This window comes from Paenibacillus elgii NBRC 100335 (assembly GCF_004000865.1).
In the GTDB taxonomy this organism is placed as follows: Bacteria; Bacillota; Bacilli; order Paenibacillales; family NBRC-103111; genus Paenibacillus_G; species Paenibacillus_G elgii.
This window is the reverse complement of record NZ_BIMB01000013.1, coordinates 131,931-146,857: the sequence shown is the minus strand read 5'-3', so window position 1 is coordinate 146,857 and position 14,927 is coordinate 131,931. Positions and strand designations below refer to the sequence as shown.

General features: G+C 55.8%; 12 protein-coding genes. 8 read left to right on the top strand and 4 right to left on the bottom strand.

Annotated features, from left to right (window positions below):
• Positions 1-340: 340 nt before the first annotated feature.
• Positions 341-1,258 (top strand): PadR family transcriptional regulator, encoded by a 918-nt coding sequence (locus PEL01S_RS12710; protein WP_063186138.1) that lies wholly within the window; start codon positions 341-343, stop codon positions 1,256-1,258.
• A 331-nt stretch (positions 1,259-1,589) separates the two neighbouring features.
• Here PEL01S_RS12710 and PEL01S_RS35260 read toward each other — a convergent pair whose 3' ends face one another.
• The 3 genes from PEL01S_RS35260 to PEL01S_RS12695 all read right to left on the bottom strand — a co-directional run bounded on the left by PEL01S_RS35260 (position 1,590) and on the right by PEL01S_RS12695 (position 5,300).
• The gene (locus PEL01S_RS35260) at positions 1,590-2,969 is read right to left on the bottom strand and encodes a sensor histidine kinase (RefSeq protein ID WP_239551578.1); all 1,380 of its coding nucleotides are present in this window, start codon (positions 2,967-2,969) and stop codon (positions 1,590-1,592) included.
• Entirely contained in the window at positions 2,966-3,643 is a 678-nt protein-coding gene (locus tag PEL01S_RS12700; protein ID WP_063186142.1) for a response regulator transcription factor, read from the bottom strand. Before PEL01S_RS12700 ends, PEL01S_RS35260 begins: the two co-directional genes overlap by 4 nt.
• An 85-nt stretch (positions 3,644-3,728) precedes the next feature.
• Positions 3,729-5,300, bottom strand: coding sequence for an MDR family MFS transporter (locus PEL01S_RS12695; protein WP_063186144.1), 1,572 nt, complete (start codon positions 5,298-5,300; stop codon positions 3,729-3,731).
• A gap of 173 nt (positions 5,301-5,473) precedes the next feature.
• Here PEL01S_RS12695 and PEL01S_RS35700 point away from each other — a divergent pair, with 173 nt between their 5' ends.
• Positions 5,474-5,722, top strand: coding sequence for a heterocycloanthracin/sonorensin family bacteriocin (locus PEL01S_RS35700; RefSeq protein ID WP_082867172.1), 249 nt, complete (start codon positions 5,474-5,476; stop codon positions 5,720-5,722).
• Positions 5,723-5,864: 142 nt separating this feature from the next.
• On the opposite strand, the gene PEL01S_RS12685 is transcribed toward PEL01S_RS35700, so the two are convergent.
• Positions 5,865-6,200: a hypothetical protein gene (locus PEL01S_RS12685; RefSeq protein WP_063186146.1), complete on the bottom strand. Its 336-nt coding sequence runs from the start codon at positions 6,198-6,200 to the stop codon at positions 5,865-5,867.
• Between the two features lie 224 nt (positions 6,201-6,424).
• Here PEL01S_RS12685 and PEL01S_RS12680 point away from each other — a divergent pair, with 224 nt between their 5' ends.
• The 6 genes from PEL01S_RS12680 to PEL01S_RS12655 all read left to right on the top strand — a co-directional run bounded on the left by PEL01S_RS12680 (position 6,425) and on the right by PEL01S_RS12655 (position 14,784).
• Positions 6,425-8,107: a methyl-accepting chemotaxis protein gene (locus PEL01S_RS12680; RefSeq protein ID WP_063186148.1), complete on the top strand. Its 1,683-nt coding sequence runs from the start codon at positions 6,425-6,427 to the stop codon at positions 8,105-8,107.
• 324 nt (positions 8,108-8,431) lie between these two features.
• Entirely contained in the window at positions 8,432-10,297 is a 1,866-nt protein-coding gene (gene iolD / locus PEL01S_RS12675; protein WP_063186150.1) for a 3D-(3,5/4)-trihydroxycyclohexane-1,2-dione acylhydrolase (decyclizing), read from the top strand.
• Positions 10,298-10,321: 24 nt separating this feature from the next.
• Positions 10,322-11,242 carry a myo-inosose-2 dehydratase gene (gene iolE / locus PEL01S_RS12670; protein ID WP_063186152.1) on the top strand — a complete coding sequence of 307 codons (921 nt, stop codon included), beginning with the start codon at positions 10,322-10,324 and terminating at the stop codon, positions 11,240-11,242.
• Positions 11,243-11,264: 22 nt separating this feature from the next.
• Positions 11,265-12,080 (top strand): 5-deoxy-glucuronate isomerase, encoded by an 816-nt coding sequence (gene iolB, locus PEL01S_RS12665; RefSeq protein WP_063186154.1) that lies wholly within the window; start codon positions 11,265-11,267, stop codon positions 12,078-12,080.
• A 36-nt stretch (positions 12,081-12,116) separates the two neighbouring features.
• Complete coding sequence (iolC, locus tag PEL01S_RS12660) at positions 12,117-13,124, top strand: 5-dehydro-2-deoxygluconokinase (protein WP_063186156.1); 1,008 nt, start codon at positions 12,117-12,119, stop codon at positions 13,122-13,124.
• Positions 13,125-13,332: 208 nt separating this feature from the next.
• The gene (locus tag PEL01S_RS12655; protein WP_063186158.1) at positions 13,333-14,784 is read left to right on the top strand and encodes a CoA-acylating methylmalonate-semialdehyde dehydrogenase; all 1,452 of its coding nucleotides are present in this window, start codon (positions 13,333-13,335) and stop codon (positions 14,782-14,784) included.
• The last annotated feature ends 143 nt before the right edge of the window (positions 14,785-14,927 follow it).

The window sequence follows — 14,927 nt, the reverse complement described above, 5'->3', positions numbered from 1 at the left end:
CGCCATTAGCGCAGGTGGTGGGAGTGTTCAATGCCTTTCAATATTCGCTGCAGATGAAACGCGCGCTACAGCAAAAGTTCGTTCTGGAAAAAATAGCGTTCGTTCCGTGGAACGTGCCGCCGGCGTTCGTGTACGTATGCCGCAAAAAATAGACCGGAAGGTGACTTATGCGCGTATTCGCGACAGGCACCTGTCCTGATCATAACCAGTAATACGTAGAGCCGAAGCCGGCTCTATTTTTTTGTTTGTCGGGAGCGAGCCTTCGTCGTCCTAAGGTTGCAATATAGAATATCATATGTTACTGTTAACATATGATACTTAGTAAGGAGAAACAACTGCCATGTCCATTACGCACGCCATTCTGGGGATTTTAAGCTGGAAATCTGTCACAGGCTATGATTTGAAAAAAATCATCCAGGAATCCCCCTTCATGTACTGGTCGGCCAACAACAATCAGATTTACAAATCGCTGGTGCAGCTGCTGGACGAAGGCTTCGCTACATGCGAAGTTCAGCATCAGGAAAGCTCGCCCTCGAAGAAGATTTATACGATCACGGAAGAAGGGTTGGCCGAGCTGAAGAATTGGGTGATTTCCACGCCCGAACCACCGGATTTGAAAAAATCGTTTCTGATTCAGCTTGCTTGGGCCGATCAGCTGAACAGTGACGAATTGAACGCCCTGCTCACAAAATATGAAGAGGAAGTCCAGACACAGATTTTATTGCAGCAAGAACAAAAGCTCAGAGGCCCGTTTTCTCCTGGCAGAACCGCCAGAGAGATCTACTTATGGGATATGATCTACGACAATTTAATCCAATTCTACAAGCGCGAATGGGAATGGATTCAGAAGCTGCGCAGCGAATTGCGCATTCCCATAGAGAAGGAGGCAAATCAAATGAACGTTCAAATTATCGAAAGAGGTACGAAAAAATACGTGGAATGCGCTTCTGCCGAAACGCCGCTGAGCACAAGACAAGATGCGTTGGATCTTATTGCAAGATGCTTTGAACATGACACCAATCTGTTAGTGCTTCACGCGGAAGCCCTTTCCGGCGATTTCTTCAATCTTAAAACGGGACTGGCTGGAGAAATGCTGCAAAAATTCATAAACTATCGCGTAAAGGCAGCCCTTATCATAACGAACGAACAGGTGGTGAAGGGGAGATTTAAAGAGCTGCTGGCCGAAGCCAACAAAGGAAATGATTTCAGAGTATTCGGCAGCGTCGGGGAAGCGGAAGCGTGGCTTCTAGACTTGTAACGAAATGGGGCGCAGTCCGGTGAAAGTTAACGTTGCGTTTAAATCCGCAGAAGGGAAAAACGAGGTCTACAGCATGTACGATTCGCTGCTCCAGCAGTGGGCGTCGCCGCATGAAACAGGGTACGTTCCTACCCGTTATGGGGATACGTTCGTGATAGCGAGCGGCGAAAAGACCGCTCCGCCCCTGCTATTGCTTCACGGAGCCGGGATGAATTCGGCCATGTGGCTCGGAGAGGCGGGAGTATTCCCGCAGCTTCCGGGTATATGCCGTAGATATCCCCGGAGATCCGGGGAGAAGCGACGAGCGCCAACTGCCGTTAAAGGGCAGGCTCTAGGAGAGCGGCAGCGATACAGTGAAGGCCGCGCCTTTGCCGGGTTCGCTGTGTACGGTTATCGTGCCTTGATGCATATCGACGATCTTTTTGACGATGGATAATCCGAGTCCGCTGCCACCGCTTGAGCGGCTGCGTGATTTGTCGGCTTTGAAAAACCGGTCGAAGACAAAAGGAAGATCCTCTTCGGCGATGCCACAGCCGTTGTCCCGGACGGTAACTACGGCGCGGTCGTCCAACTGCTGCAGCCGGATGGCAATCACGCCGCCTTCCGGGGCGAATTTGATGCCGTTGCTCAGCAAGTTGAGCCACACCTGGCTCAAGGTGTCTTCGTCGGCTGTTACGGTGACGTGGTCCAATTCGACGTCCATCTCCAGATGTTTCGCGACCCACTGCGGCTCGCAGGCAAGAACGATCTTCCGCAGCTGATTGTCCAGCCGATAGCGTTTCGGTTCGAACGGATGATGGTCGGATTCGAGCGACGTCAGCTTGAGCAAGTTGTCGCTCAGCTTGGATAGCCGCCTGCTTTCCGTCTCGATAATCCCCAGTATTTCTATCCGCTCTTCCTTGCTGACGTTATCGTTCTGAAGCTCGCGCGAGAAACCGCTGATTGACGTCAGCGGCGACTGGATTTCGTGGGAGACGTTGGCGATAAACTCCTGCCGCATTCGCTCCATCTGACCGAGTTCTCCGGCCATCCGGTTAATACCAGACGCCAGCGGCTCGTATGGGCCGATCCGTTTCGGATCCGCGTCCAGCTTGATATTAAAATCCCCTTTAGCCATCCGGTTCAGGGTACCGACCATAAGGTGGAAAAACTCCCGGCGCGACGTCCGGCCGAGGCGGATGAAGGCGAGCAAAGCCGCCATCTGCAGCAGACCGCCGACGAGCAGCGCGAAGAGCTGCCAGCCGTAATGACGGAGCGGCGACGGCGTGTCCGTGCGGATAAACAAGGCCGCCTCCCGTCCATTCGCCGCAAACAGCTGCCCTATCGTCGCTTCGCCGGGACCGAGCAGGTCCGACCGTTCGAACGAACGGAGCGTACCGCCGTTGAACACGTTCGCCGCAGCCTCTCGGCTGATCTCCCCGGAGAACGACTCCGCCTGCTCACCGTAGGCGATATGCCGTCCGTCCGCCTCCACCAGCACGATGCGCGCCGGAAGAAGCAGAGCGAGCTGGCGCAGCACATCGTCTGCCCGGGCCGGGTCCTTCGCCATAAGCGCTGTGGTCGCTGCGCCGCTAGCGAGCATTCGTTCCCAGGTATGCTGCTTGGCATAGCTGCTCTCCAGCCCCGATGCGACCGCAAAGCCGATGCTCCAGAAAAATAAGATGGAGAGCGCGAATGCGGCGACTCGCCACGCTTTCGGCCAGAGCATCATGGCAGCAGCACCTCCAGCCGGTAACCGAGCCCGCGGAGCGTACGGATGCGGAATCCACAGCGTTCCGGGGGAAAACGATCCCGCAGCCGGTTCACATGCACGTCGACCGTCCGTTCGTTGCCTTCGAAATTGCAGCCCCAGATGAGCTCGATGAGCTGCTCCCGCGAGAACGTCTGGCCCGGATAGCTCGCCAGCCGGAACAGCAGCTCGAACTCCTTGAGCGGTAAGGTTTGCCCGATGCCGTCCTCTGTTACTTCATATGCTTTTTGGTTAAGCTGCACCCGTCCGACCTGCACGATCTGGGAAGCGGCGATCCGGTACCGCTTGAGCAGCGCCTTCACCCGGGCGACGAGCTCGCGGGACTCAAACGGCTTCACGAGGTAGTCGTCGGTGCCGAGGTCGAAGCCCTTCACTTTTTGCTCCGTATCCCCCAGAGCGGTAAGCATGAGCAGGGGAAGGTCGTAATGCTCCCGCAGCTCGCGGCACAGCTCCCAGCCGTCCATCCCCGGCATCATAATGTCCAGAATGACCAGATCAGCTTTTATCGCTTCGAGCGTTCGCATCGCTTTGGCGCCGTCGGCGGCTTCAAGCACCTCGAAGCCTTCGCCCCGCATGATCATCTTGATCAGCCTGCGGATATGCGGATCGTCGTCCACGACGAGAATTTTTGCCATGGGAACCGCAGCCTCCTTTTCGAATCTTGCTTCTATTATACAGCAGATGCCGTGACAGGACTGTACGGTTTTCGTTCAAACGCGCTTACGTTCGTTTCGCGTCGGCGGTTGCCGAGGCTGCGGGGGGAGCGGCCGGTTGGATCATTCTCGCATTGCCCATCAAGAGCGCGGCGACGAGCCCGATGGCGGCGATGACCGTTCCCGCAAGGAATACGCCGTCGACCGCATGGGTCAACACGTTCTGCAGCTCCGCGAGCAGATCAGCCGGAAGCAGCGTGCGGACTGCCGGATCAAGCAGCGCCTGCGGGTCGGTGAACTTGTCCAGTTGATCCGCAGGGAGGGAGGCGAAACGCTCGCCCAATCCCGCCGTGCCGGAAGCCATCCGGCCGGTCATCAGGGCGCCCAAGACGCTGACTCCGATCGTTCCGCCAATCGACCGGAAAAACTGTACCAGCGACGTGGCGGTACCGCGCCGTTCTCTGCCGATGGCGCCGATGACCGAAGTGTTGAGCGTCGGGATAATCAAGCCGATCCCGAACCCGGTGACAATCATATAGACAATGACCTGCAGCTTTGTGGTGTCCGCATCCATCGTGGCGAACAGACTGAAGCCCAGTCCCATCAGCACCATGCCGAGCACGTTGAACGTGCGGTAAGCGAATCGATCCATCAGACGTCCGCCGAGCGTCACGGCAGCGGCGACCGCCAGCATCAGCGGAGTCAAAATGTAGCCGGCAAGTAAAGGGCTTACCCCGATGACGCCCTGGACATACAGCGGAATATAGGTCACCGCGCCGAACATGCCCGCACTCATCAGGAAAGCGACGATAGAGGTGACGGAAATGATACGATTGCGGAACAGCGGCAAAGGGATGATTGGTTCTTTTGCCTTCGTTTCGATCCACAGGAACAAAGCGAGCAGCACAGCCCCGAGCAGAAACAAGCCTGCAACCTGCGGCGAGCTCCAAGAATTATGCTGCCCCGAGCCGAGTCCGGATTCCCCTCCGCCCAAGACGAGAGCAAGCAGGATCGCGACGACCGACCCGCACATCGTTAGCGCGCCGAGCCAGTCAATGGACGGCTTTCCATGGTTTTTGGTTTCCTTCAAAGCCGGGATGAGAATGAGGATTGCGGCAAGGCCGATGGGGAGGTTAATATAAAACACCCACTGCCAGCTCAAATATTCCACGAACATTCCGCCGATGGCGGGGCCGATGACGCTTGCCAGCGTCATGACGCCGGCGAACATTCCCTGCATCCTGCCCCGCTTCTCCAGCGGCACAAGATCGCCGATGATCGTCACGGCAAGCGGCATCAGCGCCCCGGCCCCAAGGCCTTGCAACCCGCGGAAAACGATCAATTCCATCATGCCCCCCGCTAAGCTGCAAAGTACCGAGCCGAGCATAAACAGCGTCATACCGGCAATGTAGAGCTTTTTTCGGCCGTACAAGTCGGCAAGCTTGCCGTAAATGGGCATGCTGGCGGTTGATGTCAGCATATAGATCGAGAAAATCCAGCTGTACAAAGACAGTCCGCCCAATTCTTGCACAACGGTAGGCATCGCCGTCGCCATAATCGTCTGGTCGAGAGCGCTGATCAGCATGCCAAGCAGCAGGCCGACGATGACCAAAGTCACATTCGTTTTTTCGTTCGTCATGGTGATTTCTCCTTTAGCTTCGGTTTGTCGATGCTGCTTAGCATAAGGGAGATTTATAAATCGAAAATAAACGGAGTGTAAGAAAAAGAAGCTTGCCAACCGTAACAAGAGCGGAGTTCAATTCATAAATTAAAGTATGTTTTATCGAGGTCTATAAAACGGAGGTAAAAAAAATGGACGATTTCAAACGAGAGCTTCAGGGATTGAGCGTTTCCGATTTTCAAGCAGGCCCGCCGGTGCCACTTCACTTTCAAGGCTCACCTAGTGAAGCTCGTCTATGCTTCTTCACCTGTTTCGGTTTCGGTTTCGGCTGCTTTGGTTGCGGTGGTTGCAGCTGCTTTGGTTGCGGTGGTTTCCGCTGCTTTGGCTGCGGTGGTTTCCGTTGCGGGTTCCGCTGTGGCCGTTGCGGTCGGTGCTTTTAACGTTTCAGTGATATAGAGATACGTTCTTAATTTTCTTCCCCGCTGCTATTGGTGGCGGGGATATTTTCGCGGAAAGCTGGCCCCGGAATAACAAAAAGGCTGACGCACGTTGGTTCATAGCGCCAGCCGCCGGTCCACAAGGTTACCCGTTCAATTGATACAGCGAAGCCATGCAGTCGACAAACATCTTGTTGTACTCCTCGCGGGACAAGTCCTTGCTGCAGTAAATATCCCGGCCTAAATAGTGATACCAGGTAATTTCGGTCCCGTCCTTTTTGTAAATAAAATTAGGGATACGCTCGTCAGAGATGTCGCCGTTATTCGCATGGCGGATCAAAAACGTCTCGTTCTCAAACGAGGGCACCTTCTCATAGTCCAGTTCCATCCCTTGCTGCTCGGCGACAAGATTCAGCAGCACGATCAGCATTTTGAACGGATCGCGGAACATTTCGAATTGAGCCGGTTCATTCGTCGTCATAATAGGTCGCTCCTTCATCACGCGGGAATGTTGAGATCATAATAAGACGTGCACAAAAGGATTGAAAATCGCGGGGGAATCCGTTATTTTAAAATTAATAAAGCGCTTAACCATCTGTCGAGCTTAATTATATCCAGTCAGCCTCAGAAAAGCAACGAGAAAATGGTAAACGCTTTCAAAAGAGATTTCAGCACAATGACAAAATGGGGGTCATCCGGGTGAGAATGAGCATCGGTAAAAAGTTGGCGGGCGGTTTTTTGGCTTTGGCGGTCATTTCCGGCATTTCCAGCGCTTTGTTTTACAGTTCGCTGCAGCAAATGAACCGGTCGTATGCCAACTTGATCGAAAGGCAGGGAGAGCTGAAGACGATCGCGGGCCAGATCAAGTTTCATACGGCCGTGCAGAACGGCAGCCTGAACACGTACCTTTTGACGCAGGATTCCGCTTATATTGCCGAGCTGAATCAGGCGAACGAGCTGATCGAGAAGGAGCTGACGCAGTCCAAGGCGCTGCTCGCCGATTCCGGCGAGGAAGAGAAGCTTGGTTACATCATGGAGCTGAACCGGCAGTACCGTACGAAAGCGGAACAAGTATTTCAGTTGGCCGGCAAAGATACCGAAAGTGCGCGCCAGGAAGCGAGAACCGGCATTGTTCCGTTGGGGGCGGTCATTACGAAGTTCGCGCAGGATTTGTCCGACCGGCAGGACAGGACAATGGCCGCAGAGATGGAAGCGAACCGGAGTCTCGTGCATAACATAACGATGTTCACCCTATGGGTGAGTCTTGGCAATTTTGCCGTGGCTGTCCTCATCGGCTTTGCTTTTGCGCGATACTTGTCAAGACCGCTCGTAACCCTCAGCAAAGCGGCCGATTGGATCGCCGAGGGGAATCTCGGGGTTAAGGATGTGCGTGTCCGGCGGCAGGATGAAATCGGGGATTTGGCGAATTCCTTTCACCGCATGGCCGACAGCTTGCGGCGACTGGTCCGGCAAATCAACGATAGCTCGGGCCAGGTCGTAGGAATTTCCAGGGAGCTGCGGTCAAGCTCGGAACAAACGGGGACCGCCGCCGAGCATATCACGGAAATTATGCAGCAGCTGGCGGATGGCTCGGAGAAGCAGGTGCAAGCTGTGGAGCGAAGCAGGGAGTCGATCGGTGGCATGCTGGAGGGGATTCGGCGCATTGCTGATAACGGCAGGCAGGCCGGTTCGTTGTCCGGGCTTGCGTTGGACAAGGCATCGGCCGGAGACAAGGAGATCGGCGTTGTCATCCGCCAGATGGATTCGATCCAGGCGACGATGAACAACTTGGACCACGTCATTGGGAACATGAGCCGGCGTTCCGCCGAAATCGGACAGTTGAACAAAGTGATATCGGATATCGCCACGCAGACCAATTTGCTGGCATTGAATGCGGCCGTGGAAGCGGCAAGAGCAGGCACGCACGGGCGGGGCTTTGCGGTCGTTGCGGCGGAAGTCCGCAAGCTGGCCGAACAGACCGGGCAGTCCGCCAAGCAAGTCGCGGCGCTGGTGCATAATATTCAAGCGGAGACGGGGCACGTCGTCGGCTCGGTTGCTGCGGCGTCCCATGAGGTGGCGGACGGAATCCGGGTGGCTGGCGCTGCGGGACGCATATTCGAAGGGATCAAGCAGCTGGTCGACGAGGCGACGCAGCAGGTGCAAGCCGTGTCTGCCGATGCCAGCCGATTGTCTGCCGGGGCTAACGAGATCGTCCGGTCAATGGAATCGATCGCCTCTTTATCCGAGACGATGGCGGCGGGGACCCAGCATGTGTCGGCAGCGACCGAGCAGCAATTGGCTTCGGTACAGGAGCTGTCGGCGAATACCTCGGTACTATCGACCATGGCCGAAGAGCTGCAGGGGACGGTTCAACGATTCAAATTATAGGGACTTTCGTCGCACATTTTAAATTGATTATTGCCAACGAAGGAAAGCGTGAGTTATAATAATCACACATGCAAGGTAAAGCGCTTACTCTAAGCTCGAAATAAAACACTCTGGTTTCAAACGGTCTGCTCAAAGCTTTTTGTTGAAATGTAAGCGGTTTTATTAACGAAACGGTGATTGCGAGACCATGTAAAATCCTAAATTCACCGGATAAAGGAAGCTGCTTCAAAGGAATCGCGAAAAAATGAAAACGTTTTTTTGCCAAGTATCGTTCTTTATTCATGAATATAGGGTAAGCGCATACTCATAAAAGGGAGGACCTGTATGAAAACGATTCGTTTAACGATGGCGCAGGCATTGCTGAAATTTTTGGATAACCAGTACATCCAGATCGATGGGGAAGAACGCAAATTTGTCAAAGGCGTCATGGGGATTTTCGGGCACGGGAACGTTACAGGTCTCGGCGAGGCGCTGGAGCAGGACAAAGGCGCACTCCAGTTCATCCAAGGCAAAAACGAGCAGGGCATGGCGCATGCGGCCATGGCTTACGCGAAGCAGAAAAACCGGCTTGAAATCTTCGCGTGCACCTCTTCCATCGGCCCGGGCGCGTTGAATATGGTAACGGCGGCGGGGACCGCGACGGTGAACCGCATTCCGGTGCTGTTCCTGCCCGGAGATATTTTCGCTTGCCGACAGCCGGACCCTGTATTGCAGCAAATCGAAGATCCGACCGATTACACGATTTCAGCCAACGATGCGTTTAAGCCGGTCAGCAAATATTGGGACCGCATCTCCCGGCCCGAGCAGTTGATCACGGCGGCGCTGAACGCGATGCGCGTGCTGACCGATCCTGTCGATACGGGCGCGGTGACGCTGTCGCTTCCGCAGGACGTGCAGTGCGAGGCGTACGATTATCCGGTCGAATTTTTCGCGAAGCGGGTCCATTACATCGAGCGCCGTACCTTGTCGCAGGGCGCGTTGGAACGGGCGGTTCAAGCGATTCACGGTAAGAAGCGGCCGCTGATCATCGCCGGGGGCGGCGTTCATTACTCGCTGGCGGTGAAGGAACTGATCGCCTTTGCTGAAACGTTCCAGATTCCGTTGACCGAGACGCAAGCCGGCAAAAGCGCAATGCCGTGGAATCACCCGCTGTATATGGGCGCGGTTGGCGTAACCGGATCGCTTGCCGCGAACCGGTTGGCGAAGGAAGCCGATCTGATCATTTCCGTGGGAACGCGTCTGGCCGATTTTCCGACCGCATCGAAGAGCGCGTTCCAGCATCCGGACGTATCGTTCCTGAACATTAATGTCAGCTCCTTCGACGCGATGAAGCTGAATGCGCACATGGTCGTCGCCGATGCGAAGGAAGCGCTCATCTCCTTGCAGGACGCCTTGGGGAAGGCCGGCTATGAAAGCGCATACGCTGCCGACGAGCTGAAGGCGGAGAAGCAGGCTTGGGACCAAGAGGTCGACCGCTTGTACGCTATGGAGCTGCCGGACGGTTTGTCGCAGACGAGAGTCATCGGCGAAATCAACGCATCGCTTGATCCGAACGATGTGGTCGTATGTGCTGCTGGCAGCCTGCCTGGCGACCTTCACCGGCTGTGGAGATGCGACCATCCGAACACGTACCATATGGAATACGGCTTTTCCTGCATGGGCTACGAGGTGTCGGGAGCGTTTGGGGTGAAGCTGGCCGATCCCGGGCGCGAGGTGTATGCGTTCGTCGGCGACGGCAGCTTCCTGATGCTTCATTCCGAGCTGCTAACCAGCATCCAGGAAGGGCGGAAAATCAACGTGCTGCTCCTGGATAACCATGGCTATCAGTGCATTCATAATCTCCAGCGCGGACACGGCAGCCAAGGCTTCGGCAACGAATTCCGCTACCGCTCCGCCGATACGAACAGGCTGACAGGCGACTATGTGCCGGTCGACTTCTCGCTCTATGCGCGGGCGCTCGGTGTGAAGACGTACTCGGTGCGCACGATTGACGAGCTGAAGGAAGCGCTCAAGAGCGCCAAGGAGCAAACCGTCTCCACCTTGATCGAAATCAAGGTGCTTCCGGGCACGAACACGGACGGCTACGAATCGTGGTGGCGCGTCGGCGTGGCGGAAGTATCGGAGAGCGGGAAGGTGCTTCAAGCCTACGATACGATGCGGCAAAAGCTCGAAGTTGTGAAGGAAATTTAATTTTTATTATGAAGGGGCCTGCATATGAACATCGATCGCTTGAAGCTGGGAATTTCCCCGATTAACTGGGTGAATGAAGATGTGCTTGAGCTAGGGGATCACTATACGTTCGAAGATCTGTTAGCCGATTTCTCGGCTCTCGGCTTCGCCGCAACGGAGAATTGCCGTAAATTCCCGAAAGATCCGGACGTGCTGCGGGAAGCTTTGGCGGAGAAAGGAATCCTGCTCACTTCGCAGTGGAAAGGCGTGCTTTTTTCGGACCCGAGCTATCGGGAAGCGGAGCTGGAGGCTTACCGCAAGCATGTGCAATTTTTGCAAAAAATGGGCAGCAAGCACGTCGTCACCTGCGAGCTCGGCGGGTCGATCATCGGCGATCCGAGGCGGTCGCCTGCGGAGCGGAACGTCATTCCTTTTACCGATGAAGAATGGAATCATATGGTGGACGGCCTGCATCAAGCCGGTGAAATTTGCCGCGAGCATGGCATGAAGCTGGTGTACCACTATCACATCGGCACAAATGTCGAGCGTCCGGAGGAAATCGACCGCTTGATGGCCACGACCGACCCGGAGCTGGTTCATATGCTGTACGATACGGGCCACGCCTACTACGGCGGCGCCGACCCGCTTGCGCTGCTGCAGCGGTACGCCGACCGGATCGCGTATGTGCATTTGAAAGACGTGCGTCAGGACGTGCTCGACCGGGTAAGGCGGGAAAATATCCCGTTCCAGTCGGCGGTGATTCAGGGCGTTTATACGGTGCCGGGGGACGGCTGCATCGATTTTGCGCCAATTTTCCGGGAACTGTTCGCCCGCGGATACGACGGCTGGATGATCATCGAAGCGGAGCAGGACCCGTCCGTGGCCAATCCGGTCGAATACGCGCGGAAGTCGAAGGAATACATTGCTGCCATCGTCAGCGATTTAACGACCAATATATCCGGATAACGGGGAAGGGGAATGGTTTCAGATGGCGGATCTTATTGTGCCGAGCCGTAAGACGGCGGACGAGCAAGGGAACGTACTCACGATTACGCCGGAATCGGCGGGTTGGACATATGTCGGCTTCGAAGTGTACCGGTTGAGCCAGGGACAGCGCTTGAAGAAGGAAACGGGCGACCAAGAGGTGTGTCTGGTGCTGCTGTCAGGCAAGGCGAATGTGGCGACCTCCGAGCTTAAGCTGGACAACATCGGGCAGCGCATGAGCGTCTTCGAGCAAATCCCTCCGTACAGCGTCTATGTCCCGAACGGCGACTTCTTCGAAGTGACGGCGACAACGGAGCTGGAGCTGGCCGTATGTGCGGCGCCGGGCTACGGCAGTCATCCGGCGAGACTGATCGCTCCCGATCAGGTCGGAGTGGAAACGAGAGGCTATGGGAATATCGAGCGGCATATCCATAACATTTTGCCGGAACAGTCACCTGCGGACAGCTTGCTGGTGGTCGAGGTGTTTACGCCGAACGGGCATTGGTCCAGCTACCCGCCGCATAAGCATGATCAGGACAATTTGCCGAACGAATCGTACCTGGAAGAAACGTATTACCATAAAATCAACCCGGCTGAAGGCTTTGCCGTGCAAAGGGTGTACACGCTCGACGGAGAGCTGGATGAAACGATGATCGTAAAAAACGGGGACGCCGTGCTGGTGCCCAAAGGCTTCCATCCTGTTTCCGCGCCGCCGGGGTATGATGTGTACTATTTGAACGTGATGGCGGGGCCGGTGCGCACCTGGCGGTTTTATAACGATCCGGCGCACGAATGGCTGATGACGAACGCGAAAAAATAAATTTTCCAATCGCATACGATGGAGGTGCGCCGAGAGATGAACCATATCACGTTTCAGCAGGACCGCGAGCTGGATTTTATCGGGCTTGGCCGGCTGTGCATTGACCTGAACGCCAACGAGATTAACCGACCGATGGAGGAAACGCTTACTTTTACGAAATATGTGGGGGGTTCGCCCGCCAACATTACGATTGCGTTAGCCAAATTAGGCGCGCGCACCGGATTTATCGGCAAAGTATCGGACGATCAATTCGGCCGTTTCATCAAAAGCTACCTGCACAAGCTAAACATCGATACGCGCAATGTGGTGACCGATCATACCGGTGCGGTGACGGGGCTTGCTTTTACCGAAATCAAGTCGCCGACCGATTGCAGCATTCTGATGTACCGTAACAACGTCGCCGATCTGAAGCTGGAAGCGGGTGAGGTGCAGGAGGATTTCATCAAGCGGGCGAAGGCGATCTTGATCTCCGGTACGGCGCTGGCGTCAAGCCCTTCCAGAGAAGCCGTATTCCAGGCGATCGAATATGCGCGGAAGCATCAAGTGGTCATTATTTTCGACGTCGATTACCGCCGCTGGACGTGGAAGTCGAAGGAAGAGACGGCCATTTACTGCAATCTGGTTGCGGAGCAGTGCGATGTCATTATTGCCGGCAGGGAAGAGTTCGATGTCATGGAAATCGTGACCGGGCCGGAAGTCAAAGACGATTCCGCCACGGCGCAGCGCTGGTTCGAGCGGCAGGCGAAAATCGTCGTCGTCAAGCACGGCGGAGACGGCTCCATCGTGTTTACGAAGGACGGGGGCAGCAGCCAGGGCGGCATTTTCCCGGCGAAGCAGGTGATCAAAACGTTCGGTGCGGGAGATTCGTTCGCAGGCGCGTTCATTTACGGCCTGCTGCAGGGCTGGCCGGTCGAGAAGTGCCAAGAGTTCGGAAGCGCATCGGCTTCCATCGTTGTTTCCAGCCATAGCTGTTCCGATGCGATGCCGACGGTGGAGCAGATTGAGAATTTGATTAGAGAGCACCGGGCGAATAGCAGCATTTAAAAGTACGGTGAATCCCAGCGGAGCGGGCGGAATCGTCTTGAAGAAGCGAAAGCGGTCGCCTTTGTCCCCGGGTTCTAACCGATAAAGAGTTTATAAAATGAAAAGAATCCGGGGGCAAGAGCGATCGGAAGGACGATCCGCACGCGCAGCGGTCTTATATTCACCGTACTTTTAACCACACAACACAAAGAAAAGGGGAACAGATAACATGTCGAACGAAAAGCTTCTGCAAAATTACATTGGCGGGCAATGGGTGGATGCCACTTCGGGCAAAGAAGATATCGTGACGAATCCGGCGACCGGCGAAGTGCTGGCGAGAGTGCCGCTGTCTTCGCGGGAAGATCTCGACCAAGCCGTCCGGACGGCGAAAGAAGCGTTCAAGCAGTGGAGCCGCGTGCCGGTGCCGAGAAGAGCGCGCATCATGTTCAAATACCAGCAGCTGCTCGTGGAGCATTGGGATGAGCTGGCCCGCCTGGTGACGCTGGAGAACGGCAAAAACTACGCCGAGGCTTACGGCGAAGTGCAGCGGGGCATCGAATGCGTCGAATTCGCAGCGGGTGCGCCGACCTTGATGATGGGAAGCGTGCTGCCGGATATCGCGACCGGTCTGGAATCGAACATGTACCGTTACCCGATCGGCGTGGTCGGCGGAATTACGCCGTTCAACTTCCCGATGATGGTGCCTTGCTGGATGTTCCCGCTGGCGATCGCTTGCGGCAACACCTTCGTCCTGAAGCCGTCGGAGAGAACGCCGATTCTGGCGTGCCGCTTGGCGGAATTGCTGCAGGAAGCGGGCCTGCCGGACGGCGTGTTCAATATCGTCCACGGGGCGCACGATGTCGTCAACGGCTTGCTGGAGCATCAGGACGTAGCGGCGATTTCCTTCGTCGGCTCGCAGCCGGTGGCGGAATACGTCTACAAGACGGCGGCTGCCCACGGCAAGCGCGTGCAGGCGCTTGGCGGCGCCAAGAACCACTCCATCGTGCTCCCGGATGCGGATATGGATCTGACCGTCAAAGAAATCATTAATGCGGCTTTCGGCTCGGCGGGCGAACGGTGCATGGCTTGCTCCGTTGTCGTGGCCGTAGGCGATACTGCCGATACGCTGGCCGAGCGTCTGGTTGCGGCGGCTAAGCAGCTCACGATCGGCAACGGCATCGAGAAAGGCAATTTCCTCGGCCCGGTCATCCGCCAATCGCATAAAGAAAGAACGGTCGGTTATATCGAAAAAGGAAGCGAAGAGGGAGCAGCGCTCCTGCTGGACGGACGCGAATGCGAAGCGGCTTCGGGAGACGGCTATTTCGTCGGGCCGACGATCTTCGACCACGCGAAGCCGGGCATGACGATCTGGAACGACGAAATTTTTGCGCCCGTGCTGCAGATCGTACGCGCCGACAGCTTAACGGAGGCGATTGACATCGCCAACCAGTCCGACTTCGCCAATGGCGCCTGCTTGTACACGGACAGCGCCAAGGCTGTGCGCCAGTTCCGCGAAACGATCGACGCCGGCATGCTCGGCATTAATGTAGGAGTACCTGCTCCGATGGCTTTTTTCCCGTTCTCCGGCTACAAAAAGTCGTTCTACGGTGATTTGCACGCCAACGGCAAAGACGGCGTCGAGTTCTACACGCGCAAAAAAATGGTCACCGCCCGTTATTAAGGCGGAAGCGGCTTCGCTTTTTTGGCAACGGCGGAGCCGCTCCGCTACAAAAAAAAGGTGTAAAGAAAATCACAGAAGCATATTGCAATTTCTCAAAACCCTAGATATAATCGCATTAAGGAAAGCGCTTTATTTATCTCGAT

Coding starts and splice junctions, on each gene's coding strand:
- PEL01S_RS12710 (WP_063186138.1), top strand. CDS start 341: ATGTCCATTACGCACGCCATTCTGGGGATTTTAAGCTGGAAATCTGTC.
- PEL01S_RS35260 (WP_239551578.1), bottom strand. CDS start 2,969: ATGATGCTCTGGCCGAAAGCGTGGCGAGTCGCCGCATTCGCGCTCTCC.
- PEL01S_RS12700 (WP_063186142.1), bottom strand. CDS start 3,643: ATGGCAAAAATTCTCGTCGTGGACGACGATCCGCATATCCGCAGGCTG.
- PEL01S_RS12695 (WP_063186144.1), bottom strand. CDS start 5,300: ATGACGAACGAAAAAACGAATGTGACTTTGGTCATCGTCGGCCTGCTG.
- PEL01S_RS35700 (WP_082867172.1), top strand. CDS start 5,474: ATGGACGATTTCAAACGAGAGCTTCAGGGATTGAGCGTTTCCGATTTT.
- PEL01S_RS12685 (WP_063186146.1), bottom strand. CDS start 6,200: ATGACGACGAATGAACCGGCTCAATTCGAAATGTTCCGCGATCCGTTC.
- PEL01S_RS12680 (WP_063186148.1), top strand. CDS start 6,425: ATGAGCATCGGTAAAAAGTTGGCGGGCGGTTTTTTGGCTTTGGCGGTC.
- iolD (WP_063186150.1), top strand. CDS start 8,432: ATGAAAACGATTCGTTTAACGATGGCGCAGGCATTGCTGAAATTTTTG.
- iolE (WP_063186152.1), top strand. CDS start 10,322: ATGAACATCGATCGCTTGAAGCTGGGAATTTCCCCGATTAACTGGGTG.
- iolB (WP_063186154.1), top strand. CDS start 11,265: ATGGCGGATCTTATTGTGCCGAGCCGTAAGACGGCGGACGAGCAAGGG.
- iolC (WP_063186156.1), top strand. CDS start 12,117: ATGAACCATATCACGTTTCAGCAGGACCGCGAGCTGGATTTTATCGGG.
- PEL01S_RS12655 (WP_063186158.1), top strand. CDS start 13,333: ATGTCGAACGAAAAGCTTCTGCAAAATTACATTGGCGGGCAATGGGTG.